Below are 26217 nucleotides of genomic sequence, written 5' to 3'. Positions count from 1 at the left end.
CAGGTGTTTCAGCGAGCGCTGTGGGCGTTCGTGCCGAGGGAACGCAGGAAATCCCAAGCGTCGGAGACGATCTCGTCGAGGTCGTTGTGCTCGGGTCGCCAGCCCAGTTCGGCGACCGCGCGGTCGCTGGAGGCGATCAGGACGGCCGGATCGCCCGCGCGCCGCGGCGCGTCGATCGTCTCGATCGGCAGGCCGGTGACCCGCTCGCACGCCGAGATCACTTCGCGCACCGAGAAACCCGTGCCCGAACCCAGGTTGCAGATCCGGTGCGTGCCCGGCTGCGACGACGACAGCGCGAGCAGGTGCGCCTGCGCCAGATCGCGGATGTGGATGTAGTCGCGCACACACGTACCGTCCGGCGTCGGCCAGTCGGTGCCGTACACCGAAATGGCCTTGCGGTGACCCAGTGCCACCTGCAACACGAGGGGGATCAGATGTGTTTCCACGACCCGGTTCTCACCGAGCCCGGCATAGGCGCCTGCCACGTTGAAGTAGCGCAGGCTGGTCGCGGCCAGATCGTGCGCTGCCGCGTAGGAGGTGATGGCGTGGTCGATGGCCAGTTTGCTCGCACCGTAGGGATTAGTGGGGCGAGTGGGCGAGTCCTCGGTGATCGGGACCTGCTCGGGCTCGCCGTACACCGCGGCCGTGGAGGAGAACACCAGGCGCGGTGTGCCGGACTCGCGGATCGCCTCCAGCAGCGTCAGCGTTTTCACGACATTGCCGTGCCAGTATTTCTCCGGCTGTTCCACCGACTCGCCGACCAGCGACTGCGCCGCGAAATGCAGGACGCCGTCGAAGGATTCGGCACGCAGCAGTTCGGGGGCGGCGACGGCGATATCACCGTCGACGAATCGGGCACCGGCCGGAACACCGTCGGCGTTACCGGTCGAGAGGTCATCGACGACGACGACCTCGTGGCCCTCTTCGAGCAGCACAGCGGCACAGCCGCCACCCACATAGCCGGCGCCGCCGGTGACAAGAAGTTTCACGAATCAGACCAGCCTCACCTGGACGGCATGCGCCATCTCTTCGGACAGTTCGAAACCGTTGTGGCCCGGCACCGTGATCAGTACCGCACCCGGCTTGGTCTCCACGGTAACGCGAGCGTCGGGCACCACGCCCGCCTCACGCAACCGCCCGATGACCTCCGGGTCGGTCTGGATGTGCTCGGCCAGCCTGCGCACGACCACCGCGTGCAGGGCGCCGTTGGGCAGATCGGAGAGGCGGATCAGCTTCTCCTCGGCGGCGGGAGCGTCGGCGAGCCCGAGCTCGTCCAGGCCGGGAATCGGGTTGCCGTAGGGCGAGGTGGTCGGGTGGTTGAGCACCTCGATCAGGCGCCGCTCCACCTCCTCGCTCATCACGTGCTCCCAGCGGCACGCCTCGGCGTGCACGTTCTCCCAATCCAATCCGATGATGTCGACCAGCAACCGCTCGGCGAGCCGGTGCTTGCGCATCACCGACACCGCCATGGACCTACCTTTGTCGGTGAGCTCGAGATGGCGATCGCCGGCCACGAGCAACAGGCCGTCGCGCTCCATCCGCGCGACCGTCTGGCTCACCGTCGGACCACTCTGCTCGAGGCGTTCGGCGATACGCGCCCGCAGGGGCACCACGCCCTCTTCCTCGAGGTCGTAGATGGTACGGAGATACATCTCCGTGGTGTCGACCAGATCCTTCACCTGATACCCCTTCGTCAGCACGAATTCTACCCACGCGCGAACGCCGGTCCGCCCGTCGGACCAGCGGCCCTATTTCTACTGCATGTCAACGCCGCACGGGGTCCGCTGCTTCCGGCTAGCGTGGCGAGCATGGTCACGTTGCCGAGCAGCGAACACGCAGGGACTGTCATATGGACCGAGCGATTCCTCGGTTACACCTGGAGTCCGGAGCATCCGATGAAGCCGGCGCGCCTGCGATACACCATGTCGCTCGCCCAAAGCTTAGGTCTTCTCGATGGTGTCGAGCCGCTGGCACCCGACGCGGCCACCGAGTCGGATCTGATGCGGGTCCACAGCAGCGCCTACATCGAGGCGGTGCGCCGGGCGGGGCAGGGGCCGCCGACGCCAGAGGACGCCGTCTACGGCCTCGGAACCGCCGACAATCCGGTGTTCCCGCACATGCACGAGGCGGCCTCGGTGATCGTCGGCGGCACCCTCGCCGCCGCGCGGGAGATCGCGGCGGGCCGTACGCGGCGCGCGGTGAGCATCGGCGGCGGAATGCACCACGCCATGCCGGATTCGGCGGCGGGGTTCTGCGTCTACAACGATGCGGCGATCGCCATCTCGTGGCTGCTCGAGAACGGCTTCGATCGCATCGCCTACCTCGATGTCGATGTCCATCACGGCGACGGGGTGCAGCGGGCGTTCTACGCCGATCCGCGCGTGCTCACGGTCTCGCTGCACCAGCATCCGGCGACGTTGTGGCCCAACACCGGTTGGCCGGAGGAGACCGGGGTCGGGACCGCCGAAGGCACCTCGATCAACCTGCCGCTGTTGCCCGGAACACGAGATGCGCAGTGGTTGAGGGGATTTCACGCGGTGGTACCCGGGGCGGTGGCCGCGTTCCGGCCCCAGATCATCGTCAGCCAGTGCGGTGTCGACACCCACCGCGAAGATCCGCTGGCCGATCTGGAGCTCACCGTCGACGGTCAGCGCGCGGCGTTCCTGGCGATGCGGGACCTGGCCGACGAATACGCCGAGGGGCGGTGGCTGGCGATCGGCGGCGGCGGATACGGCGTGGTGCGCGTGGTGCCGCGAGCCTGGACCCACCTGCTCGCCGCGGCACTCGACCGCCCGCTGGCCCCCGAAACGCCGGTGCCCGCCGACTGGATCGAACAGGTGCGAGCGTCCGCGCCGCGGGTGCAGCCTCCGACGTCCATGGGCGACGGAGGCGACACCGCCTACCGCCCATGGGACGGACCGGGTGGCACGCCCGAGGTCGGCGATGCGGGCCAGATCCGCGCGCAGCGAGCGGTCGACACCGCCATCACGGCCACCCGACGGGCGAGTTTCGGCCTGCTCGGTCTCGACCCGGAGGACCCACGTGACTGAGCCACTGCTGCCCGACACTTCCGACACGCCCGCGAATCCGCCTGCGCCACCCCAGCACTGGTACGGCGATGTGCTCGCCGCCGACGGCGGAGTGGTCCAGGTGCGTCCGATCGTGCCCGCCGACGCCGACGCGCTCGCCGCCTTTCACACCGGTCTGTCCGACCGCACCCGGTATCTGCGCTATTTCGGTCCGTACCCGCAGATCTCGCCGAAGGACATGTACCGCACCACCCACGTCGACTATCGCGATCGGGTCGGCCTCGTCGCGGTACTCGGCACGGCCATCATCGCCGTGGCCCGCTACGAGCTGCTCGCCCGGCAGGGCCCACGCGCGGCCGAGGTGGCCTTCGTGGTCGCCGACGAGCACCAGGGACGTGGGCTCGGTTCGGTGCTGCTCGAGCATCTGGCCGGTGCCGCCGCCGAGAACGAAGTGGTCGCGTTCGTCGCCGAGGTGCTGGCCGAGAACGAGGCCATGATCACAGTCTTCCGCGAGGCGGGCTACCAACTGCAGCGCAGTCGCGACGGTTCCGAAGTACACCTCGAATTCGCCATCGACCCCACCGAAGCGCTGCGCACCGTGCGGGATTCGCGGGAGGCCGCCTCGGAGGCGCGTAGCGTCGGAAACCTGCTCGCGCCCGGTTCGGTCGCGGTGATCGGCGCGTCACCGGAACAGACCCGCGTCGGCGGTGCCGTGCTCGCGAATCTGCTCTCGGGCGGCTTCAGCGGGCCGGTGTTCCCGGTGAATCTGCACCGGCGTTCGGTGCGCGGCGTGCGGGCCTACGCCACGGTGCGCGAGATCCCCGACGAGGTGGACCTGGCGGTGGTGGCGGTGCCGCCCGCCGCGATCGGGGCGGTCCTGGACGACTGCATGGCCAAGGGAGTCAAGGGCCTGGTCGTGCTGACCGCGGGCTTCGGTGAGACCGGGGCGGCCGGGCTGGCCGCCGAACACGATCTGGTCGCGGCGGCACGCGGGCACGGCATGCGGGTGGTCGGGCCGAGCGCACTCGGCATCGCCAACACCGACCCCGCGGTCGGTCTGAACGCCACGCTGGCCCCGGTCCTGCCCGAGCGCGGACGGATCGGGTTTTTCTGCCAGTCCGGCCCGCTCGGTGCGGCGATCCTCGGCGAGGCCGCGGCCCGCAATCTCGGCTTGTCGACGTTCGTCTCGGCCGGTAACCGTGCCGATGTCTCGGGCAACGATCTGCTCCAGTACTGGGATACCGCCGCCGACACCGAGGTGATCCTGCTGTACCTGGAGAGCTTCGGCAATCCGCGCAAGTTCTCTCGTCTGGCCCGCCGGGTGGCCCGCGGCAAACCGATCGTGGCGGTGAGCAGCGGTCGCCTCGCCGCAGGCGCCGACATGGACCGCACGGTGGTCCGTGACCTGTTCGGTCAAGCCGGAATCATCCAGGTCGACTCCATCTCCGAACTCTTCGACTGCGCTGCCCTGCTGGCCTGTCAGCCGCTACCGAAGGGCCCCCGGGTCGCCGTGGTCGGCAACAGCGCCGCACTGAACTGGCTGGCGATCGACGCCGCCCGCAGCGAAGGGTTGCGGGTGTACCGGCCTGTCACCGCTGTCGACCGAGGTCCCGGTGCCCGACCGACCGAGCGCGGCCCGCAGGGCACTCTGCCGATCGAGCGGGATTCGTCGGGGGTGGCGCCGGCTGAGCGAGGTCCGAACAGTTCGATGCGAATCGACCGCGATTCGGCGGAAGTGCCCGACAGGGACTCGGACCGCGCCGGACGAATCGGTCGGGAGGCCGATCGTGGCAGGGACGGGCGGGGAGGAGATCGTGGGCGGCGGACCGGACGGGATTCCGGCCGTGTGGAGCAGGGTTCGGATCGTATCGGCCGGACCGGGTGGGGCGCGCGGAGCACTCGACGGGCCGGTCGCGGTGCGGACAGCATCGAGCCTCCTGTGCGGGAGACGGACACCGCCGAGCCCATCGAGCGGGAAGCAGTCGGTGTGGGCGTCGACGGGCCGGTGGACCTCGGTCCGGAGGCCACGCCCGCCGACTTCAGGGAAGCGGTCCTCGCCGCGCTGCGCAGCGACGAGGTCGACGCGGTGATCGTCGTGGTCGCTCCGCCGGTTCCGGTGCCGATGGAGGGCTTCGGGGACGCTTTACGGGCGGCCGCCGCGTCAGCGCCGGGAAAGCCGGTGCTCACCACATTTGTCGCGGAATCGGGCATCCCTCGGCAGTTGGCGGTGCGGACCACCGCGGGTGCCCCGGCGCGCGGATCGATTCCGTCTTACCCGGACCCGGAACGGGCCGCGCGTGCGCTGGCCAGGGTCGACCGGTACGCGCGCTGGCGTGACCGGCCGATCTCACCGGTCATGCGCCCGCCCGGGATAGATACCGCGGCCGCGGCGGCACTCGTGGAGGGCTGGTTGGCGGAATCGGGCGGCCGCTGGCTCACCGATGAGGAGGCGGTGCTGCTGCTCGACTGCTACGGGATCGGCGTGGTCGAGTTCCGGGCGGTGCGCGATGCCGAACAGGCCGTCGCCGCGGCCGAGGAACTGGGCTATCCGGTGGCGGCCAAGGCCACCGGGGAGCTGTGGCGGCGTCGGCCCGACCTGATCGGCGTGCGCTTGGACCTGTGGGGGCCGGACACGGTCCGTCAGGCCTACACCGACCTGGTGGAGATCTGCGGAGATCCGCTCCTGCACGTGCAGAAGATGGCGACCAAGGGGGTCGGCTGCGTGCTGAGCGTCACCGACGACCCCTCGTTCGGGTCGGTCATCCAATTCGGCCTGTCCGGCATGATCATCGACCTGCTCGGCGACCGCGCCTACCGCGCACTACCGCTGACCCAGGACGAGGCGACCGCGCTCATCGACGCACCACGAGCAGCGCCACTGCTGTCGGAGGGCCCGGGCCGAACAGGGGTCGACAAGGCGGCCCTCGCCGAACTGGCCCAACGTATTTCGGCCCTGTTCGACGACATCCCCCAGATGCGCGAACTCTCGTGCGATCCCGTGCTCGCGGCGTCGGCCTCGGCGGAGATCATCTACGCCCGAGCCCGCATCGGCCCCGAACCCAGCCGCTTCGACACCGGCCCCCGTCGGTTGGCTTGACGTGCGACGGCCCTGACCTGCCGCTACCTGAGGTGGGATTCGATGCAGGGCCGGGTGAACGAACAACGCCGACCGGCTCGCGACCCGGAGGGGAGAGTTCGCGGTCGCCGGTCGGCGTTTCGGCAGACGACCCCGTGGGGCCGTCGAGTTCTCGGATCAGCTGGCGTAGGCGCGCAAACGGTCGGCGCGGTCGCCCTTGCGCAGCTTGGACATGACCTCGCGCTCGATCTGGCGCACCCGCTCACGGGACAGGCCGAACAGCTTGCCGATCTGGTCCAGGGTGCGCGGCTGGCCGTCGTCGAGACCGAAGCGCAGGCGAATGACCTGCTGCTCGCGCTCGTCGAGGGTGGCCAGGACGCTGCGCACGTCGTGGTGCAGCAGGCCGGCGATGACGGCGCTCTCAGCGGAGGTGGCCTCGGAGTCCTCGATGAAGTCGCCGAGCGGGGCCTCCTCGTCGTTGCCGACGGGCATGTCCAGGCTCACCGGGTCGCGGCTGTGATCGAGCAGGTCGGCGATCTTCTCCACCGGGATGCCCGACTCGTTGGCGAGTTCGGCGTCGGTGGCCTCGCGGCCCAGCTGCTGGTGCAGTTCCCGCTTGATCCTGGCGAGCTTGTTCACCTGTTCGACCAGGTGCACGGGCAGCCGGATGGTGCGGCTCTGATCGGCCATGCCGCGGGTGATGGCCTGGCGGATCCACCAGGTGGCGTAGGTGGAGAACTTGAAGCCCTTGGCGTAGTCGAACTTCTCCATCGCGCGGATCAGTCCGAGGTTGCCCTCCTGGATCAGGTCCAGCAGCGGCATGCCGCGGCCGGTGTAGCGCTTGGCCAGGGATACGACCAGACGCAGGTTGGCCTCGAGCAGGTGCGAACGGGCGGCGGAGCCCTCGCGGACCAGGATCGCCAGATCACGCTTGCGAGCCGCCGTCAACCGCTTACCGGTCGATAGCAGGTTCTGGGCATACAGGCCCGCCTCGATGCGCTTGGCCAACTCGACCTCGTCGGCCGCCGTGAGCAGTGCCGTGCGTCCGATTCCGTTGAGGTACACGCGTACCAGATCGGCTGCCGGGCTCTGGGCGTCGATATCGGCCTCGCTGGGGCGCAAACGAGTGGTGGCGGGGCTTGTCATGACTTGCCTCCTGTCGGTGGTGTCTCATTCCGTTCAACGGACCCGACGTAGAGAAAGTTCCCGTTCCCGCGGTCGATAAACCGCTCTGAGCTGCTGGTTCCCACCCCAGCGGCTGAGAAGTTCCTGAGAAGAGCGCCGTGGCCGGAACTCGCTGCCACCGCGGGGCCGTTCAGACGGGCCGCACCAATCCGTGGCGGACGAGTCCGGCGACCACACCGAGTGCCTGGGCGGCGAATTCCGGCGTGACCTGCTCGGCTCCGTCGGCGAGGGCGAGTAGTTCGATCAATTCGTACAACGGCAGCCCGTCGGGCCGCATTCCCGCCACCAGGGCGACTGTCGACTCGTCGACCTCGTGCTGCCAGCGCGGTCCGTCGCCGCGATGGAGCCGGGTCACCTGCTCGGTCCAGCCGAACTCACCGGGCAGGAACACCCGTTCCAACGCGGTCGCCGGGCTCGGCGCGAAACGGGACGTCCACGCGAGTCTGTCGTCGCCGGCCACGGCGCGCAGCCACGCCGACCGGGCGAAGTACCCGGCCACCTCGGTGCCGAGCGGGTCGTCGAAGCCGTGGGTGAGGTCCTCGGCGAGGAGTTCGGTGGGGCCGTCGATCGCGCGGAGATAGACGAAGCCGAACCCGACGCCTTCGACGTCGGCGGCATCGAAGGCGTCGAGCCACCGCGTCGCCTGTTCCTGGGCGGCCGGGTCACGGGGGTCGAGGCCCGCGTCGCGCAGCCAGGTGCCGACGTAGAGGGCCGGGTCGGCGACGTCGCGCTGCACGATCCACGCGTCGACGCCGTGCGAGGGCAACCAGCTCGACACCCGTTGCCGCCAGTCCTCGCCGTCCACGTGCACCCAGGCCGCGAGCATGGCCGCCGTACCGCCGGGCGCCAGCAGCTCGGGCGCCTGCCCGATCACCAGTTCGCTGGCGCCGTCCAGGGCGAGCCCGGAGTCGCGATAGGTGTGCTCGATGCGGGCCGGACCCACCACGAACGGCGGATTGGCCACCACCTGATCGAAGCGCCGCCCGGCCACCGGCTCGAACCAGGACCCTTCGAGCAGTTCGATATCGAGTTCGTTGAGCGCCGCTGTGGCCTGTGCCAGCCACAAGGCCCGCGCGTTGACATCGGTCGCGGTGACCCGGCCCGCGTAACCGGCCGCGTGCACGGCCTGCACGCCGCAGCCGGTGCCCAGATCCAAGACGGTGCCGACCGGTTCGGTCGGTGTCGCTCGCAGCAACGACAGCGACGCGTGCCCGACGCCGAGAACGTGATCCTCGGTGAGGGTGCGCCTGCGCATCGAATCGTCGAGATCGGACAGGATCCACCGCGTACCCGCGCCGGCATCGAGCGGCCGCAGATCCAGCGCGGCCCTGACCTCGTCACCCTCGCGCGTGAGCAGACCGGCCGCCACCGCCGCGTCGATGCGCACCGGCGCCAGCGCGGCGGCGACCTCGCGCTCGGGCAACACGTCTCCGAGCAGCAACAACCGCACCAGCGTGCCCAGGTCGCCCGCCGCCCGCGCGGCCCGGCGCACCGGCACCGGCTCCGAACGGCTCAGCGCCGCATGCACATCGGGTCCCAGCGCCTCCACCAGTGTGTCGGCGTCGTAGCCGACCCGGATCAGCGCGGTGCGCAGGTCCGGGCACAGCGCGGTGAGCAAGGAGTCGGTCATCGTCGGGTTCGTAGGCACTCGCCTACTCTGCCAGGAGCGCGAAGGCTGAGAACGACCAGCTGCCGCTGCGTGTCGCCCGGTGCTCAGAGCCCGGGTCGCCTGCGCGGTGAGGGTGTCTCAGCCGGTGTAGGGGTCTCTGGATGTCACGCAGTACAAGGCGTTTCCGGGGTCTCGCAGGACTATCCAGTGTTCGCCGTCGGTGATTCGGGTGGCGCCGAGGGATTCGTGCCAGGCGGCGGTGGCGGCGATATTCGACGAGGCCAGGTCGACGTGTGCGCCCGCGGGTCCGGGGTCGTCGAGGCGTTGGAGCAGAAAGTGCAGTGGCTGGTCGGGGCCGCGGAGGCGGGAGAACTCCGGGCGGCGGCCGGGCTTGTGCGTCCAGTCGGTGAGTGCCCGCCAGAAGGCGGTATCGGCGTCGATGTCGTGGGGAGACAGGTCGAGACAGATCTGGTCGAGGCGCGTCACTGTGCCGTCGGGTGCGGTCGACACCGTCACCGGTGCGGGCCCGAGATCCGCCGAGTCGGCGGCCGGAGTGAGGCAGAACGTCTGTCCGGCAGGCGATCGCAGCACGGTGTAGTCGGGCAGCTCGGCAACGACGCGGGCGCCGAGTCCGGTCGCGATCGCTACCGCCGCGGGGATGTCGTCGACGTCGAGGTCGAGATGGATGCCACCGTCGCCGTCGACCGCTTGCACCTTGATCCACGCGGGTCCGGTGGCGGGCAGCAGCGTGACGAATTCGTCGTGCTCGCCACGTGGCGCCGACACAGTGGAATCGGTGACCTTCGCCCAGAATCGCGCACAGTCGGCGAAGGTATCGACGGGCCGATCGAGAAACGCCCAGGTCCAGCGAATCATGCTGTCTCCCTTTCGATATGAGGACACTCGCAAAGCCGTCAGCCGAATTCGGTTGCCCTGTCGGGCGGTGCAGAAGGTCCTGTCCGAACGGTAGGCGGCCCTGGCTCCGCTGTCGACAGCCTCGAGGTGCGCCGCTGTCACCGCGCTTCGCGCGCGGCGCGTCTGCCCAACACGCGGTGGCAGGATATTAACGAAACATGTCACACCGGCCACTCGCTCGCTCGGCGCTGATCCGGCACGCTGACCGAGTGACCGATTTACGTGCGCCTGCACCGCCCGCCGGCGACAGCCCGGCCGATAACCTCACCCTCGCACCGGCATCGGTCACCGACGATCGTCACCGACTCCACCCCGCGTGGATCGTGGCGAGCGTCGGATTCGTCGCTCTGCTCGGCGCGGCTGCTTTCCGCTCGGTGCCCAGCGTCCTCATCGAACCGCTGCACACCGAATTCGGCTGGTCACACGCCACGATCTCCACCGCCATCTCGCTGAATATGCTGCTCTACGGCCTGATCTCGCCGTTCGCCGCCGCGCTGATGGACCGATTCGGCATCCGCAAGGTGGTGTGTTCGGCACTGGTGCTGATCGCCGCGGGCAGCGGGCTGACGGTGTTCATGACTCAGGCCTGGCAGCTGGTGGCGACGTGGGGACTGCTGGTGGGCGTCGGCGTCGGGTCGATGTCCATGCCGTTCGTCGCGACGATCACCGGACGCTGGTTCGTCCGGAGTCGTGGTCTGGTCACCGGGGTGCTCACCGCCGCGGGCGCCACCGGGCAGCTGGTGTTCCTGCCCCTGGTGTCGATGCTCGCCACCGAGCACGGCTGGCGACTGCCGTCACTGCTCGTGGCGGCGGTGGCGCTGTCGGTGGTGCCACTGGTGTGGTTGTTCGTGCGCGACTATCCCAGCGATGTGGGTGTGCGTGCCTATGGGGCGCCCGCCGGTTCGGACGCGGGAGCGCGGGTACCGATCGTCGGCGGCGCGAACCGGGCGCTGAAGGTGTTGGCCTCGGCCGCGCGCAGGCCCGGATTCTGGCTGCTGGCGGGCGGATTCGCGATCTGCGGCGCCTCCACGAACGGCCTGGTCGGCACCCATTTCGTCACCGCCGCCCACGACCACGGCATGCCACCGACCACCGCGGCCGGACTGCTGGCACTGGTCGGCATCTTCGATGTGGCAGGCACCATCGCCTCGGGCTGGCTCTCCGACCGCATCGACCCGCGCTACCTGTTGCTCGGCTATTACTCGCTGCGCGGTCTGTCGCTGCTGATCCTGCCGTCACTGCTCGGCCCGCACACCCAGCCGAGTATGTGGGTGTTCATCGTGTTCTACGGCTTGGACTGGATCGCCACGGTTCCGCCGACGGTGCTGCTGTGCCGTGAACTCTTCGGCGCGGACGGCCCGATCGCGTTCGGCTGGGTCTTCGCCGCCCACCAGGTCGGTGCCGCGATCGCCGCCACCGGTGCCGGTCTCATCCGCGACCTGCAGGGCTCCTACAGCCTCGCGTGGTATCTCGCGGGCGCTCTCTGTGGCATCGCGGCCGTCATGTCGATGCTGGTCCGCCGACCGAAGACGGCCGGTTAGCCGAAAATCCCGTGGCGCCTATTCCAGCGTCTTGTGGTGTCGGGATTCGAGGGCGATCTGATTGTTGCGGCCGTCCCAGCGACTGGGTTCGTCCTTGGTGCGCGGCGGCCGATCGTTGGCGATCAGCACCGCGATCCACGGCAGCGGCACCGACGCGGCGATGATCAGAATCGACAGCAGCGGATTCTCGAACGCGCTGTAGGCGATCGCGGCGAGGATCAGGCACGGGATCCGGAAGGCCATGATGAAGGTGTAGCGGCGCACCCTGGCGCGATGCTGCTCGTCGAGCGAGGGCGCGGCCTCGGTGATCAGCACGGCATGTTCGGCGGGGGCAGGACGGAAGAACCCACGCGAGGACTTGGGCTCGGTGGGCATCGTCACTTCCGGGTCCGGCTTCGATTCGTCGGCGCCTGGGTCATCGCCGTAGGACTGCATACCCCGAGTCTTCCACTCGGCGTCGCCGAGCGCACACGCGGCTGGTCAGCGGTGCGGGCGCCGGATGCGGCATCATGGAAGGCGTGAGTACAGACACTCTGGTACGCCCGGAAACCACGACCGACGAGACGACCAGCGACGACACCCCCAAATTCTTCCATTACGTGAAGAAGGACCGGATCGCCGAAAGTGCCGTGATGGGCACGATGGTCGTCGCGCTGTGCGGCGAGGTTTTCCCGGTGACGCGTTCGGCCAAGCCCGGCTCGCCCGTGTGCCCGGACTGCAAGAAGGTCTACGAGGGCTTGCGCAAGGACGGCGACTGAGCGGAGTGCTCGGTCGGTGACGCCGGTGCCTCAGGTGGGGCGTCGGCGCCTTCGTCGTGCTCGTCGCCCTCTTCGTCGTCGCCGCGCACCTGGCTGGTGATCCACTCCTTGACCTGCTCCATCCTGGTGGCCCGGGCAGGCCAGAACTCCTGAACGGCGGCGTTGAACTCCGCGCCAAGAATCACCGCGAAGCCGAGGAAGTACGTGAACAGCAGAAACGCGATGGGGGTGGCCAGCGCGCCGTAACTCACCCCGGTGGCGGTGATCCACGACAGGTACCGGCGCAACAGGTCGCTGGCCGCCAGGAAGAAGACACCGGCCACCAGCGCACCGCCGAAGAGCCGATGCCACGGCAGCGATTTGTGCAGGGCCAATTTGTAGAGCGTGGTCAGCCCGACTATCAGCAGCACACCGACGATCGGGTAGTAGAACGTGTCGATCAGACGCAACCCTGGTTCACGCCACGCCTCGGGCAGCACCCGCCCGATCCGGGTGGGACCCAGCGCGATCACCGGCAAGATCAGCACCGCGGCCACCAGGAACTGCACGTACAGCAGCAGCGCGAAGATCCGCTGCCAGACCGGATGACGCGCGTCCTGCTGCCCGTGCGCCTCCACGATGGCGTCGACGAAGGTAGCCATCGCCGAGGATCCGGCCCACAGCGACAGCACGAAACCCACCGACACCAACGCGCCGCGTCCCTTGCCGAGCACGTCGTCGACGGTGGGTTCGATCAGATCCGAGACCACCGACGGACTGAAGAAATCGCGGCTGAACGCGATGATCTTGCTCTCCACGATCAGCACGGTGTCGGGCCCGAACAACCCGCCCACATAGCCGAGGCTGCCGAGTAGGCCGAGCAGCAGCGGTGCCAGCGACAGCGTTTGCCAGAACGCCGCGGCAGCTGACTTGGCGAAAATCGAGTTGTCCCAGGACTTGACCGCGACCCGGACCACCAGCCGCCACGCCGTGGTCAGCCAGCGCACCCAGCGCGCGCGATCGCTGTGACGTTGCGGGGCTGCCTGCGCGCCGGCCGCGGGGCGCGCGGGCGCGTCGCGGGGCGGGAGCGCCTGCGGCGGGTGCCCCGCGTCGGCAGCCGAAACCTGGTCGTTGCTCATCTCAGTGTCAAGCATCCCGCACGATGGGGGTCTGTGTGGTGCGGGCGAGGCATCGTGTCGGCGGGTAACAGGTAAATGGCCGGTGACCACGGGCGCGGTTGTGATGCCTGTCGCCCACCCCGCGTCGGTTTGGCGACACGCCGCATCGGGCGGCTAGGGTCGTCTGCGTGACTGGGTCGGGTGGTGCCGCTACGGCGAAGCAAGTGGGGACACCGGGCGATACTGCCGCGGGAGGTGCCCCGTCCGGCTCGTTGCGTGCCTGGCAGCGGCGCGCTTTGACGAAATACCTGGCCACCAAGCCGCGTGACTTCCTCGCGGTCGCGACACCCGGCGCCGGTAAGACCACCTTCGCGCTGCGGGTTGCCGCGGAGTTGCTGGCCGATCGCACGGTGGACCAGATCACCGTCGTCGCCCCGACCGAACACCTCAAGCACCAGTGGTCGGCCGCGGCCGCGCGGACCGGAATCCAGCTGGATTCGCGGTTCTCCAACTCCACCGGCGCGACCTCGGGCGACTATCACGGCGTGGTGGTGACCTATGCCCAGGTCGCCGCGCACCCCACGCGGCACCGGGTGCGCACCGAGAACCGGCGCACCCTGGTGATTCTCGACGAGATCCACCACGCGGGCGACGCCAAGACCTGGGGCGAGGCGACCGAAGAGGCGTTCGGCGACGCGACGCGCCGTCTCGCGCTGACCGGAACTCCGTTCCGCAGTGACGATTCGAAGATCCCGTTCGTCACCTACGAACCCGACGAAGGCGGCTTCCCGCGCTCGCGCGCCGACCATTCCTACGGCTACGCCGACGCGCTCGCCGACGGCGTCGTGCGTCCGGTGGTGTTCCTGGCCTACTCCGGCGACGCGCACTGGCGCGACAGCGCGGGCGAGGAGCACACCGCCCGGCTCGGCGAACCGCTCAGCGCCGAGCACACCGCGCGGGCCTGGCGCACCGCGCTCGACCCGGCGGGCGACTGGATCTCGTCGGTGCTGCGCGCGGCCGACATGCGCCTGCGTCAGTTGCGCGCCTCCGGCATGCCCGACGCGGGCGGTCTGGTGATCGCCACCGATCAGGAACGGGCCCGCGACTACGCCGAACTGCTCGAGCACATCTGCGGCGAGCGGCCGACGGTGGTGCTCTCCGACGACCCGCAGTCCTCGCAGCGCATCGGTGAGTTCGGCAAGGGCACCCAGCCGTGGATGGTGGCGGTGCGCATGGTGTCCGAAGGCGTCGACGTGCCCCGGTTGGCCGTCGGCGTGTATGCCACCAGTGCGTCGACGCCGCTGTACTTCGCGCAGGCCATCGGGCGTTTCGTGCGTGCCCGCAAGCCGGGGGAGACCGCGAGCGTGTTCCTGCCGTCGGTGCCGGTGCTGCTGGATCTGGCCGCGCAGCTCGAGCTGCAGCGCGATCACGTCATCGGCAAGCCGCATCGCGAGAAGGACGGCCTCGACGACGAGCTGCTGATGGACGCGAACAAGGCCGAGGACGAGCCCGGCGAGGACGAGAAGTCCTTCGTCGCGCTCGCCGCCGACGCCGAACTCGACCAGGTGATCTACGACGGATCCTCCTTCGGCACCGCCACCATCGCGGGCAGCGACGAGGAAGCCGACTACCTCGGTATCCCCGGTCTGCTCGACGCCGACCAGATGCGCGCACTGCTACGCGACCGGCAGACCCGCCAACTCGCCGACCGGAGCGCCGCGGAATCCGCGCCGCAACCCGCGGCCGTCGCCGAACGCGTCGCCACCTCCGACAAACTGGGCGAGCTGCGCCGCGAACTCAACAGTCTGGTGGCCATGCACCACCACCGCACCGGCAAACCCCACGGCGTGATCCATGGCGAACTGCGCCGCGAATGTGGTGGTCCGCCAACGGCATTGGCCAGTGTCGATCAATTGGGCGAGCGTATCGCGGCCCTGCGTCGACTCTGAGAGATCCGATCTGCGGGTCGCCCTCGTCGCAGTTTCCCCGTCCGGCCGATGGTGCGGCCTCGCCTAGCGTGTCGCGGCCGCCAGTGTCTGCATGGCGCTGTCGACGGCGATGCTCAGTTCGTCGGGCCCGACGCCGTCTCTGGCCTGGATCGACAGGCCGTAGAGCACGGTGCTGAAAAGCATGGCGAGCGAAGCGGTGTCGGTATCGGGGGCGAGGTCGCCTTCGGTGACGCCACGGTCGAGCCTGGCGCGGATGTCGGCCGTGGTGCGGCGGCGGGCTTCGACGAGGAATTCGTGGACCGCGGCATTGCGGGTGGTGTAGGTCGCGCCGGCGAGGACCACCATGCAGCCGTGCGGAAGGCCTGGGTCGGTGTAGAAGGGGATGTTGTCGCGCAGCATCGCCTCGATCGCGGCGTAGGCGGTGGGTTGCTCGCGCAGCGCCCTGGCCGTGTGGGAACCCTCGCTGCGGCCGTAGAGCTCGACAGCGGCGCGGAACAGGGCTTCCTTGTCGCCGAAGGCGGCGTAGAGGCTGGGGGAGTTGATGCCCATGGCGGTGGTGAGGTCGCTCATCGAGGCGCCGTCGTAGCCGCGTTCCCAGAACACCTCCATGGCACGGCGCAGCGCGACCTCACGGTCGAAGCCTCGGGGGCGCCCGCGTTCTGCCATGCGAAACCTTTCTGTGCCGATCGGTAAATATACCGCTCTCGGCGAGGGGCTCGGCACCGGCCCGCGAATTCTGTGTCGATCGATAAGAAACTCTTGACGGCCGGGGTGCGCGTGCGCTTGTCTATTTGTGTATCGACCACTACAAAATTGGAGCGAGCCTGATGACGAGTAGTAACACCGTGGCTTTGGTGACCGGCGCGAGCCGTGGGATCGGCGCGGCCATCGCCCGCGCCCTGGCCGCCGCAGGCACCGATGTGGCGTTCACCTACCAGCGCGACGAAGTCGCCGCGAAGGCGGTGGCCGCCGATATCGAGGCGCTGGGCAGGCGGGCGCTGCCGATCAAGGCCGACAGCGCCGACGCCGCGCAGGTCGTCGCCGCCGTCGAACAGACCGCGCGCGACCTGGGCGGCCTCGACGTGCTCGTGAACAACGCGGGCATCTTCCCGGCCAAGCCCTACGAGGAGTTCACCCTCGACGAAATCGACCGCGCGCTGAACATCCACGCCCGCGCCGCCTTCGTCGCGGGCCAGGCCGCCCTACCGCACCTCGGCGACGGCGGCCGGATCATCTCCATCGGCTCCAACCTGTCCGAACGGGCGCTCTTCGGCGGGTTGTCGCTGTACAACCTGAGCAAGTCGGCGCTCAACGGCTTCACCAAAGCTCTTGCGCGTGAACTGGGTCCGCGCGGCATCACCGTCAACCTCGTGCAGCCGGGTCCCACCGATACCGATATGAACCCGGCGAACAGCGATCACGCCCCGACCCAACGAGAGTTCAATGCCCTCGGCCGGTTCGGCGCCGCCGCCGACGTCGCCGATCTGGTTACCTTCCTCGCCGGTCCGTCCGGCCGGTCGATCACCGGCGCGATCCTCACCGTGGACGGCGGCACCAACGCCTGAGCCGGCCGCTCAGGAGGCGGGTGCGAAGAACCGGGTCGGGTCGAGACTGTTGATGCTGGTCCAGCGCGGCTCCTGGGTGGGGATATCGGAGTCGGTGGTGGCGTCGAAGTAGCCCTGCAATTCCAGTGCGAGGCGCGGATTCTCGTCGACCTTGCGCGCGATCGTGTACAGCATCGCGAACACGTGCACGCAGCGCGCGGTCCGCGCCGAGCAGGAACAGTCGGTGCTCACCAGGCTCGGCGCGGGGGAGTGACCCGCGTCGAGCAGGGCCCGGTGCATCTCGTCGGTGAGGATGGTCGGGTCGGTGATCGTGTGACCGATCGCGGTCACCGCCGCTCGGGTCAGCGGTGCCACCTCGACGTGCGCGATCGAGGCCTGACCGCCGCGATGCAGATGCGCGCGCACGGTGCGCCCCCCGATCTCGATGCCCACCCCGTCGTTGCGGGCGATGCTGCGGGCGCGGGGCAGCAGTGGCTCCGGGCGGGTCTGGCGCAGCGGTTCGGCCAGCCGCACCCAGTCCCGTCCCCAGAGGGTGTAACCGAATTCGTTGTCGGCCATCAGTTCTCTCGCTTCCGGCGCAGGATGTCGACGAGGGCGTCGTCGTCGAGGCGGGCCAGCTCGGCGATGCCCGCGGTATCGGACAGATCCGTCAGCGCGGACTTGCGGGTATGCATCGCCGCGATATGTTCCTCCACCGTCGTCGCGCTGGTGAGGGTGGTGATGGTGACGGTGCGGGTCTGCCCGATCCGGTGTGCCCGGTCCGACGCCTGCGCCTCCACCGCCGGATTCCACCAGCGATCGAAATGGATCACATCGGCCGCGCGGGTGAGCGTGAGGCCGGTGCCGGCGGCGCGCAGGCTCAGGATCAGCACCGGCGGTCCGTCCGGCGCCTGGAAGCGGGTGACCAGCTCGCCGCGCTGGGTGGCGTCGAGCCCGCCGTGGAAGAACGGCGCCGCGACCCCGAACTGTTCGGCCAGGTGACGCACCAGCAGTTCGCCGGTCTTGCGGTACTGGGTGAAGATCAGGGTGGGGTCATCGGTGTCGAGGTTGGTGGCGACGATGTCGGTGCACAGGTCGAGTTTTCCGGAGCGGCCCGCGAGTTCGTCCAGGTCACCGGAGACCAGTCCGGGGTGGTTACACACCTGCTTGAGGTGGGTCAGCGCGGCCAGAACTCGTCCCTGTCGTTGCAAGCCGGAGCCGAAACCCTCGTCCAGGGCTTCGGCGAGGACCGCGTCGTACACCCGTTCCTGCTCGGCGGTGAGATCGCACAGCAGATCGCTGTGGATCTTCGCCGGCAGCGACGCCGCCACCTGAAGCTTCTTGCGTCCCAGGACAACCGGTTCGACCGCGTCTCGCAGCCGGGCCGCCGCCGTGGCCGAACCCTCCTCGATCGGTTTGACGAACCTGCGCCGGAACTGCGTTCGATGCGCGAACAGTCGCGGCACGGTGAGATTGAGCAGGGCGAACAGTTCGTCCAGGTGGTTCTCCACCGGCGTGCCGGTCAGCGCGACCTTCGCGTCGGCGGTCAACCCTCGCGCCGCCCGCGACACCTGTGTGCGTGGATTCTTCAGCGCCTGCGCCTCGTCGAACACCACGGTCGCCCACTGCTCGCCGGTCAGCGCCGCCCCGTGCAGCCGCAGGGTCGGATACCCGGTCACGACAACCGTTCCCGCCCCGGCGGGCACCGCACCGCCACGCCACGACACCGGCTTCAACCCCGGCGCGAACCGCTCGATCTCGTGCACCCAGTTGCCCACCAGCGAGGTCGGGCACACAACCAGCTGCGGCCCGTCGGCGCGCCCCTGGAGGAACCCGATCGTCTGCACCGTTTTGCCGAGGCCCATCTCGTCGGCCAGTACGGCCCCGCCGTACGCCGATACGGTCTCGCGCAACCACCCGACCCCGCGCACCTGATAGGGCCGCAGCGTGGCATCGAGGACCCCGGCGAGCTCCTCGTCGAGCGCCTGCGTCTCGCGGAGCACCCGCGCCGCGCGCTCGGCGGAGACGATCGCGGTGCCGACCGCATCGGGTACCGCGTGCGCGGCGGCTGGTAGTTCGGCCGGCCGTTCGTCGGTCAGCAAGGCCCGCCAGGCCAATGCGGAGGGGGCGAGGTCGTCGAGGACGACATCGGCCAGTTCGGTGGGCGTCACCACGGCGGTCGCCACCTCGACGGGTTCGATCGCGCCGCGCTCTCCGACGGGCAGCGCGAGGGTGAGCCTTTCCGGATCACCGATTCCCGTCGGCGCGGCACCGGCGTCGTGCCCGGTCCACGTCCACAACGCGAACAGGTGACGGTCGGGGAGGTAGGTGGCCTGGGTGGCGGGCAGAACAATCTCCTCTGATCGGGCAGCACGAACAACCGAACAACGTACACTGTACTGAGTTTGTTCCCGAACGCCCGAACGAGTTCCCGAGAGGAGGGCTGGTGCCCGCCGACGAGGATGCGAAATCCATCGCACAGGCCACCCAGATCCTCGAACTGCTGTGGCGCCACGCCCTGCCGTCCAAGCCGGGCGCGCGCGGCCCGAAACCGGGCCTCACCGTCGACGACGTGGTCTCGGCGGGCATCGCCCTGGCCGACCGCGACGGTCTCGACAAGCTGACGATCCGGGCGGTCGCCGCCGAGCTCGGCCTACGCGCGATGAGCCTCTACACCTACGTCCCCAGCAAGGACGCCCTGATCGTGCTCATGGTCGACGCCGTCGCCGCCGCCGACACCCCGATCTCGGCCGACCTGCCGGTCAGAGACCGCATGATCGCCATCGCCACCCAGATCAGGGCCGAACTGATCGAGCACCCCTGGCTCCTGGAAGTGTCCCCGTGGCGCCAGGTACTCGGCCCGGGGAGGATGCGTCGCTACGAACGCCAACTGGCGGCGATCGACGGCATCGGCCTGGGTGATCTGGCCGTAGACCGCGCGATCGCGGTCCTCACCGACTTCGCCACCGGCAATGCCCGCCTCGCCGTCGCGGCCGCGGGAGCCGCCGCGCAACTGAGCGACGCGCAGTGGTGGGAGGTCAACGGCCCCTTGCTGGCTCGGGTGATGCCCGCCGACGAATTCCCGCTCGCCGGGCGGGTCGGCACCGCTGTCGGCGAGCACTATCAGGCCCCCGCCGACCCGGACGGCGCGTTCGACTACGGGGTGGCCACCCTCGTCGACGGTCTGCTCGCCGACGCTTGATACAGCAACAGCGGGCGCCCTGTTCGGGTCGCCCGCTGTCGGGAGTTTTCTGTTGTCAGATGTGGTTGTTTCGGACGCGAGGAGTGGTCAGATCGCGGGAGCTTCGTCCGTGTTGATCACGGCTTCGAGTTCGCGCAAGCGGTCCATGTGTTCGTTCGCGTGGTGCTGGCAGAAGAGCAACTCGCCACCCGCGGGAAGCACGGCACGCACTCGGGCAGCCGCCCCGCAACGATCGCAACGATCGAGTGCGGTCAGTGGGGTGCTGGTCAGGGTTCCTGGCATGACTCCTCCGTCCCGGCTCCCGGCTCTGCGTGGCCGTTCGCCTAGGTGTGGGCCTCGTGGTCACTCCACGCGGCTCGCATCCGCTACTTCCCAGCAGTGGTACGACTACTCTGTCAGACGTTCGGGGTTCAGGCTTTGTTCCCGGAAGTGAATCTTTGTGTTTTCGATAACAGACCTGCGGTTTCGCTGAAAGCGAACATCCGCCGATCGTCGGTTTCGAGCACCCACCGATCACCCGCGAAGCGCTGATGCCACCTCCCCCTCGATCCTGTAACGCACCGATAGGTCGCTCGCTGCGGTGTTGCTCGTTACGCGGGGCGCAACCACCGAACCGGGACGAACACCATCGTGTTGTGACAGGGTCTTGACCGTCCGAACCTGTTGTCTACCCGGAGATTACCCGTGATATCCGACACTCACACCCTTGTTCACCTGTGTTCTTCCCAAGAATGGGCACAAGCTCGTAACGCGGGCGAGCGCAGGCCGCCGTCGCTGGCCGACGCCGGTTTCGTGCACCTGTCCACCCCGGAACAGGTCCACCTGCCCGCCAACCGACTTTTCGCCGGGCGCGCCGATATGCTCGTGCTGTGGCTGGACCCCACGGCGTTCACCGGTGAGGTGAAGTGGGAGCCGGGCGTCCCCAGCGACCCGTCGTCGATGCTCTTCCCGCATCTCTATGCCCCGCTGCCGGTCGCCGCGGTGCTCGCCGCGCAGCCGTATCTGCCCGGCTCCGACGGCGTGTTCACCACACCGCGCCGGGAGGGAGTGGCGTAGACCACAATCGAGGCCGGGCGCGTCTACTGTTGACGATGTGAACGTCGACGTCACAGCGCTACCGGGCATCGGAGTGCGTAAGGATTTCGAAGTCAGGTCGGGGCGCCGCGTCGGGGTGGTCGCCCACCGCGACGGCGATATCGACCTGATCGTGTCCAAACCCGACGACCCGGACGCCATCGCCGCCCAGGTGCCACTGTCCACCGACGAGGCGTCGGTGCTGGCGAACCTGCTCGGCGCGCCGCAACTGGTCGCCAGACTCAACGACGACCACCGCGATCTGCCGGGCATCACCACCCGGCAACTCGCTATCGCCGACGAGTCACCCTATGCGGGAAGAACCCTCGGCGAGACCGGCATGCGCACCCGCACCAAGACCTCGATCGTCGCGGTCATGCGCGCCGGTCAGCTCCACCCGTCACCCGGCCCGGATTTCACCTTCACCGAGGGTGATCTGCTCGTGGTCGTCGGAACCCCGGACGGCCTGGAAGCGGCCGCGAAGATTCTCGTGCACGGCTGAGCGCCCGTGACCTCGCAGGCCTTGGCTCTGCTCGAGCTCGGCGTGATCTTGTTCGCGCTGGGGGTCTGCGGGAGAGTGGCGGGCCGGTTCGGGATGTCACCGATTCCGCTGTACCTGCTCGGCGGGCTGGCGTTCGGTCGCGGCGGGTTCATCGACCTCGGCGCCGCCACCGAGTTCGGGCACATGGCGAGCGAGATCGGCGTCGTGCTGCTGCTGTTGCTGCTCGGGCTCGAGTACACGGCTCCCGAGCTGATGACCGGTTTGCGGCGCTCCTGGGGGGCCGGAGTGCTCGACCTGGTGGCCAACGCGCTCCCCGGCGTGGCGGTGGCGCTGATCCTGGGCTGGGGCGTGCTCGGCGCCGTCGTGCTCGGCGGGGTCACCTACATCTCGTCGTCGGGGATCGTGGCGAAGGTGCTCGACGATCTGGGCCGCCTCGGCAACCGCGAGACCCCGGTGGTGCTGTCGATCCTGGTGCTCGAAGACCTCGCGATGGCGGTGTACCTGCCGATCCTGACCATGATGCTGGCGGGGTTGAGCCTGCTGAACGGACTGATCTCCCTCGCGATCGCGCTGGCGACCATCACGGTGGTGCTCGTGGTCGCGCTGCGATTCGGGCGGGTGGTCTCGGCGGTGGTCGACAGCGCCGATCGCGAAGTGTTCCTGCTGCAACTGCTCGGTGCGGCACTGCTCGTGGCCGGTGTGGCCTCGGCGCTCAATGTCTCGGCCGCGGTCGGCGCGTTCCTGCTCGGCATCGCCATCTCGGGCTCCACCGCGCACGAAGCGGTGAAACTGCTGGAGCCGCTGCGTGATCTGTTCGCCGCCATCTTCTTCGTGGCGTTCGGTCTGTCGATCGACCCGGCCGCGATTCCGCCGGTGTTCGCCTGGGCGGTCGCGTTGGCGGTGGTGACCACCGGCACCAAGATTGCGGTCGGCTGGTGGGCCGCGGGCAAACAGGGAATCCGGCAGATGGGCCGCGCGCGGGCAGGCGCGGCGCTGGTGGCGCGCGGCGAATTCTCCATCGTCATCGCCGGATTGGCGGTCGCCTACGGCAAGGTCGACGCGAAACTGGCCGCGTTGGCCTCGGCCTATGTCCTACTGATGGCGATTCTCGGGCCGATCGCGGCGCGGGTCGTCGAGCCGGTCGTCGAATTCGTCCGGCGCCGTACGGGTGTCGCGACGAATTGATCAGTCGATGACGCGGCGTGGCCACGCGCCCGCGCCGTCATAACTCAATTCCTCGGTGCGGTACTCATGCTGGACAGGCGGCGCGAACTGCGGGACCGGTGCCGCGGGTCTGGCCGGCTTGGCCGGTCGCGGCCCCGGGCGGTGCCGCGAGGTGAGCCACATGCGCGGCAGCGCTTCCTCGTTCTCGATCTCGGTGAGGCTCACACTGATCAACACGAGCATGGTGACGATGCTGCTCACCCCGATCAGCGGAGCCAGCAGTTGCATCGCCTGGGCGCCGTCGCCGGGCGCGGCCTGATGATCGGTGTGCGCGTGCATCGACGCCATCCCGGTGTAGTGCATGCCGCATACGGCCACACCCATGATCAGCGCGGCACCCACGGTGGCGAGAAAACCCTTGACGCGCAACGTGAACCACAGCGCCACGACCGAAGCCACCACCGCGATCAGCATCGACAGCGCCACGATCGCCGGGTCGTATCGCACGGTCGCGCTGGATTTCATCGCGAACATGCCGGTGTAGTGCATGGTCCCGACGCCGAGGCCGGTGATGGTGCCACCGGCGAGCAACGAGCGCAGTGTCGGCTGCGGCTTGTTGACCATGAACAGCCCGATCCCGACCACCACCATCGCGGTGAGCGCGCTGAACAGTGTCAGCGGGACGTCGTAACGAATGTCGGCGCCGCGGATGGTGAAGCCGAGCATGGCGATGAAATGCATGACCCAGATGCCGGTTCCGCCGATCGCGATCGCGGCGCCGATGAGCCAGCCGGCCCGCCCCTCGGGAGCGTTGCGACCGCGAGCCGCGCACTGCAGCCCGAGCAGGCAGCCCGTGACGGACATGAAGTAGGCGAGAACAGGGGTGATCCAGCCGTAGCTGAAGTGATAAATGTCGAGCACGCGCGAAAAACCCTCAATGCCGATACCGCAGACTTGAGGCGGTAGAACGAAAAGCTGAGTGTGACCATACGGTGAAGATCGCCAATTCGTGTCCTCCGCAGTGCAATCCATCAGTGTGGGGTTGATCACGAAACGATTAACCGGTCGGTCTTCTGGATAAAACAGACCGCTGGGAATGTAGTTACTGAAACGAAGAAAGGCCCGCACCACCGAATCGGTGGTGCGGGCCTTTCTTCGTAGAACTGCTAGTCGAGGTAGTCGCGCAGAACCTGCGAACGGCTCGGGTGGCGCAGCTTGCTCATCGTCTTCGATTCGATCTGGCGGATGCGCTCACGCGTGACGCCGTAGACCTGACCGATCTCGTCGAGGGTGCGCGGCTGACCGTCGGTGAGGCCGAAGCGCAACCGCACCACGCCCGCCTCGCGCTCGGACAGCGTCTCCAGCACCGACTGCAGCTGATCCTGCAGCAGGGTGAAGCTCACCGCGTCGACCGCGACGACCGCCTCGGAGTCCTCGATGAAGTCACCGAGCTGGCTGTCGCCCTCGTCGCCGATGGTCTGGTCGAGCGAGATCGGTTCACGCGCGTACTGCTGGATCTCCAGCACCTTCTCCGGCGTGATGTCCATTTCCTTGGCGAGCTCCTCCGGCGTGGGCTCACGGCCCAGGTCCTGGAGCAGCTCGCGCTGGATGCGGCCGAGCTTGTTGATCACTTCGACCATGTGCACCGGAATGCGGATGGTGCGGGCCTGATCGGCCATGGCGCGGGTGATGGCCTGACGGATCCACCACGTCGCGTAGGTCGAGAACTTGTAACCCTTGGTGTAGTCGAACTTCTCGACCGCACGGATCAGACCCAGGTTGCCTTCCTGGATGAGATCCAGGAACGCCATGCCGCGGCCGGTGTAGCGCTTGGCCAGCGAGACGACCAGCCGCAGGTTGGCCTCGAGTAGATGGTTCTTCGCTCGGTTGCCGTCGCGCACGATCCAGTTGAAGTCGCGGCGCGTCGTCACCGAGAGCTTCTCGCCCGCCTCGGCGAACTCGCGCATCTTCTCCGCGGCGAACAGGCCGGCCTCGATCCGCTTGGCGAGTTCGACCTCCTCTTCCGCGTTGAGCAGCGCGACCTTGCCGATCTGCTTGAGGTAGGCGCGTACCGAGTCGGCGGAGGCGGTGAGTTCGGCGTCCTTGCGTGCTTGACGCAGCGCTTCGGACTCCTCCTCGTCCCAGACGAAATCGCCGGAAGCCTTGTCCTTCTCGGACGGCTCCGCGGTCTCGGCGACTTCGGCGGTGTCCTCGGCGACGTCTTCGACGACGACCTCCTCGCCGACGAGTTCGTCCTCGGCGACTTCGAGATCACCGAGATCGTCGACCTCGACCGACTCGTCGTCGAGCTGCTCTTCACCGCCCTCGCCCGAGGTCGCCTTCTTCGCGGCGGTTTTCTTGGCCGGAGCCTTCTTGGCGGCAGCCTTCTTCGCCGGCGCCTTCTTGGCTACGGCCTTCTTGGCCGGCGCCTTTTTGGCGGCGGCCTTTTTGGCCGGCGCTTTCTTGGCCGGGGTTACGGCGTCGTCGGCATCGGCGTCGGAGGCCGAGTCGGCGGTCTGACGGGTATTCGTGGCTACCACGTACGCCCTTTCGTGACGGTCTCGTGCGGCGTCACGCCAGAGTGGTTTTCCGGCGGAGCGGTCGGTCGGGTTGCACCGGCGATGCGTCGGCCGGGTGAAGTCGGCGCTCGTTCACCGACCTTCTCGCGACCGGCCGCGGCCGGAAGGTTTCACCGGCTCACCGCCGGACGTGTTCCATTGTAACGATCCAACCAGGGTACTCATGGCACGATGCCATCCAGGCGTTGCGTCGCAGGCCGCGCCGGGCTACGGCGCGATGCCCGCATCGATGGCCATCGCCGCGCCGACGATACCCGCGGTGTTCTTCAATACGGCCGGAATCACGGGAGTTCGGTTGGTGAGCAAGGGGATCCACTGCTCGTGATCACGGCTGATGCCGCCGCCCGCCACGATCACCTTCGGCCAGAACAGATCCTCGATGTGGCGCAACACGCGACTCACCCGCTGCGCCCACTCGGGGTAGGTGAGGTTCTCGTTGTCCTTGACCGAGGCCGCGGCCAGATCCTCGGCGTCGACGCCCTCGATCTTGAGATGGCCGAGTTCGGAGTTGGGGACCAGCACGCCGTTGTAGAGCAGCGCGGAGCCGATACCGGTGCCGAAGGTGAGCAGCAGGGTCAGGCCGTCGAGGTCGCGCGCGGTGCCGTAGGAGTCCTCGGCCAGGCCGGCGGCGTCGGCGTCGTTGAGCACGGTGACGGTTCGCCCACCCAGTGCCTCGGCGAACAGCGCGTGGGCGTCGGTGCCGATCCAGGCCTGGTCGATGTTGGCCGCGGTTCTGGCGTGGCCGTCGAGTACCACGCACGGCATGGTGATGCCGACCGGACCCTCCCACCCTGCCTGGGCCACCAGTTCGGCGACCGCCGCGGCGACGGCCGCGGGCGTTGACGGCTGCGGTGTCGCGATCTTGATGCGGTCATGGGCGAGCAGACCGGTGGCCAGATCGACCTCGGCGCCCTTCACCCCGCTACCGCCGATATCGATCCCGAATGCGTGCCCCCGAGTGGACATGGTTCAACCCCTTGCTGACGCGGTCGA

24 protein-coding genes are annotated in these 26217 nt (G+C 68.7%); 10 read left to right on the top strand and 14 right to left on the bottom strand.

Translation table 11 applies throughout. The annotated features are described in order from the left end of the window. Positions 1-8 precede the first annotated feature (8 nt). Positions 9-989, bottom strand: coding sequence for a UDP-glucose 4-epimerase GalE (galE, locus tag NS1_RS23975; RefSeq protein WP_062987925.1), 981 nt, complete (start codon positions 987-989; stop codon positions 9-11). 3 nt (positions 990-992) lie between these two features. Further along, complete coding sequence (locus NS1_RS23970; RefSeq protein WP_056815561.1) at positions 993-1679, bottom strand: iron-dependent transcriptional repressor DtxR; 687 nt, start codon at positions 1677-1679, stop codon at positions 993-995. A 129-nt stretch (positions 1680-1808) separates the two neighbouring features. Here NS1_RS23970 and NS1_RS23965 point away from each other — a divergent pair, with 129 nt between their 5' ends. Further along, positions 1809-3050: an acetoin utilization protein AcuC gene (locus NS1_RS23965; RefSeq protein ID WP_062987923.1), complete on the top strand. Its 1242-nt coding sequence runs from the start codon at positions 1809-1811 to the stop codon at positions 3048-3050. After that, the gene (locus NS1_RS41815) at positions 3043-6126 is read left to right on the top strand and encodes a bifunctional acetate--CoA ligase family protein/GNAT family N-acetyltransferase (protein ID WP_255284664.1); all 3084 of its coding nucleotides are present in this window, start codon (positions 3043-3045) and stop codon (positions 6124-6126) included. The genes NS1_RS23965 and NS1_RS41815 overlap by 8 nt, the downstream gene beginning before the upstream one ends. Before the next feature lie 156 nt (positions 6127-6282). On the opposite strand, the gene NS1_RS23950 is transcribed toward NS1_RS41815, so the two are convergent. The 3 genes from NS1_RS23950 to NS1_RS23940 form a co-directional block, all read right to left on the bottom strand. Next, on the bottom strand, positions 6283-7251 hold the full coding sequence (locus NS1_RS23950; RefSeq protein WP_056811283.1) for a sigma-70 family RNA polymerase sigma factor: 969 nt from the start codon (positions 7249-7251) through the stop codon (positions 6283-6285). A gap of 169 nt (positions 7252-7420) precedes the next feature. After that, positions 7421-8920, bottom strand: coding sequence for a DUF7782 domain-containing protein (locus NS1_RS23945; RefSeq protein WP_062987920.1), 1500 nt, complete (start codon positions 8918-8920; stop codon positions 7421-7423). Positions 8921-9037: 117 nt separating this feature from the next. Next, positions 9038-9775 (bottom strand): VOC family protein, encoded by a 738-nt coding sequence (locus NS1_RS23940; RefSeq protein ID WP_062987918.1) that lies wholly within the window; start codon positions 9773-9775, stop codon positions 9038-9040. A 197-nt stretch (positions 9776-9972) separates the two neighbouring features. On the opposite strand from NS1_RS23940, the gene NS1_RS23935 reads away from it, so the two are divergent. After that, positions 9973-11355: an MFS transporter gene (locus tag NS1_RS23935; RefSeq protein WP_062987916.1), complete on the top strand. Its 1383-nt coding sequence runs from the start codon at positions 9973-9975 to the stop codon at positions 11353-11355. Positions 11356-11373: 18 nt separating this feature from the next. Here the strand turns inward: NS1_RS23935 and NS1_RS23930 are convergent, their stop codons facing one another. Further along, positions 11374-11730 (bottom strand): DUF3099 domain-containing protein, encoded by a 357-nt coding sequence (locus tag NS1_RS23930; protein WP_056815558.1) that lies wholly within the window; start codon positions 11728-11730, stop codon positions 11374-11376. A gap of 143 nt (positions 11731-11873) precedes the next feature. Between NS1_RS23930 and NS1_RS23925 the strand changes: the two genes are divergently transcribed. Then, a complete protein-coding gene (locus tag NS1_RS23925) occupies positions 11874-12113 on the top strand; it encodes a DUF3039 domain-containing protein (protein ID WP_056815556.1) in 240 nt (79 codons plus the stop codon). On the opposite strand, the gene NS1_RS23920 is transcribed toward NS1_RS23925, so the two are convergent. Next, on the bottom strand, positions 12083-13072 hold the full coding sequence (locus tag NS1_RS23920) for a YihY/virulence factor BrkB family protein (protein ID WP_373864361.1): 990 nt from the start codon (positions 13070-13072) through the stop codon (positions 12083-12085). The two genes, NS1_RS23925 and NS1_RS23920, sit on opposite strands and share 31 nt — an antisense overlap. A 362-nt stretch (positions 13073-13434) precedes the next feature. Here NS1_RS23920 and NS1_RS23915 point away from each other — a divergent pair, with 362 nt between their 5' ends. Further along, positions 13435-15159 carry a DEAD/DEAH box helicase gene (locus NS1_RS23915; protein WP_056811272.1) on the top strand — a complete coding sequence of 575 codons (1725 nt, stop codon included), beginning with the start codon at positions 13435-13437 and terminating at the stop codon, positions 15157-15159. A 63-nt stretch (positions 15160-15222) separates the two neighbouring features. Here the strand turns inward: NS1_RS23915 and NS1_RS23910 are convergent, their stop codons facing one another. After that, entirely contained in the window at positions 15223-15825 is a 603-nt protein-coding gene (locus NS1_RS23910; protein ID WP_062987914.1) for a TetR/AcrR family transcriptional regulator, read from the bottom strand. A gap of 161 nt (positions 15826-15986) precedes the next feature. On the opposite strand from NS1_RS23910, the gene NS1_RS23905 reads away from it, so the two are divergent. Next, positions 15987-16724, top strand: coding sequence for an SDR family NAD(P)-dependent oxidoreductase (locus NS1_RS23905; RefSeq protein WP_062987912.1), 738 nt, complete (start codon positions 15987-15989; stop codon positions 16722-16724). 9 nt (positions 16725-16733) lie between these two features. On the opposite strand, the gene NS1_RS23900 is transcribed toward NS1_RS23905, so the two are convergent. Both NS1_RS23900 and NS1_RS23895 read right to left on the bottom strand, forming a co-directional pair. Continuing rightward, positions 16734-17282: a hypothetical protein gene (locus NS1_RS23900; protein WP_062987911.1), complete on the bottom strand. Its 549-nt coding sequence runs from the start codon at positions 17280-17282 to the stop codon at positions 16734-16736. After that, entirely contained in the window at positions 17282-19012 is a 1731-nt protein-coding gene (locus tag NS1_RS23895) for a DEAD/DEAH box helicase (protein WP_062988030.1), read from the bottom strand. Before NS1_RS23895 ends, NS1_RS23900 begins: the two co-directional genes overlap by 1 nt. A gap of 137 nt (positions 19013-19149) precedes the next feature. Here NS1_RS23895 and NS1_RS23890 point away from each other — a divergent pair, with 137 nt between their 5' ends. After that, on the top strand, positions 19150-19905 hold the full coding sequence (locus tag NS1_RS23890; protein ID WP_062988028.1) for a TetR/AcrR family transcriptional regulator: 756 nt from the start codon (positions 19150-19152) through the stop codon (positions 19903-19905). Positions 19906-19992: 87 nt separating this feature from the next. Here NS1_RS23890 and NS1_RS23885 read toward each other — a convergent pair whose 3' ends face one another. Further along, a complete protein-coding gene (locus NS1_RS23885) occupies positions 19993-20187 on the bottom strand; it encodes a DUF7455 domain-containing protein (protein ID WP_056811260.1) in 195 nt (64 codons plus the stop codon). Positions 20188-20589: 402 nt separating this feature from the next. On the opposite strand from NS1_RS23885, the gene NS1_RS23880 reads away from it, so the two are divergent. From NS1_RS23880 to NS1_RS23870, 3 genes are read left to right on the top strand one after another with little or no spacing between them, the layout of a single operon-like run. Further along, positions 20590-20961, top strand: coding sequence for a DUF952 domain-containing protein (locus NS1_RS23880; protein WP_131816621.1), 372 nt, complete (start codon positions 20590-20592; stop codon positions 20959-20961). Between the two features lie 37 nt (positions 20962-20998). After that, positions 20999-21481 carry a cation:proton antiporter regulatory subunit gene (locus tag NS1_RS23875; RefSeq protein WP_056811253.1) on the top strand — a complete coding sequence of 161 codons (483 nt, stop codon included), beginning with the start codon at positions 20999-21001 and terminating at the stop codon, positions 21479-21481. Positions 21482-21487: 6 nt separating this feature from the next. After that, positions 21488-22666, top strand: coding sequence for a cation:proton antiporter (locus NS1_RS23870; protein ID WP_062987909.1), 1179 nt, complete (start codon positions 21488-21490; stop codon positions 22664-22666). Here NS1_RS23870 and NS1_RS23865 read toward each other — a convergent pair whose 3' ends face one another. The 3 genes from NS1_RS23865 to ppgK form a co-directional block, all read right to left on the bottom strand. After that, positions 22667-23566 (bottom strand): MHYT domain-containing protein, encoded by a 900-nt coding sequence (locus NS1_RS23865; protein ID WP_084503951.1) that lies wholly within the window; start codon positions 23564-23566, stop codon positions 22667-22669. It lies immediately after the preceding gene. Between the two features lie 245 nt (positions 23567-23811). Then, complete coding sequence (locus NS1_RS23860) at positions 23812-25185, bottom strand: RNA polymerase sigma factor (protein WP_056811247.1); 1374 nt, start codon at positions 25183-25185, stop codon at positions 23812-23814. A 246-nt stretch (positions 25186-25431) separates the two neighbouring features. After that, entirely contained in the window at positions 25432-26190 is a 759-nt protein-coding gene (gene ppgK, locus NS1_RS23855; protein WP_056811245.1) for a polyphosphate--glucose phosphotransferase, read from the bottom strand. Positions 26191-26217 lie beyond the last annotated feature (27 nt).

It is taken from the genome of Nocardia salmonicida NBRC 13393 (assembly GCF_001613085.1).
GTDB lineage: Bacteria > Actinomycetota > Actinomycetes > Mycobacteriales > Mycobacteriaceae > Nocardia > Nocardia salmonicida.
Note: the sequence above shows the minus strand (reverse complement) of the source record. Positions and strands in the feature narration are given on the sequence as shown.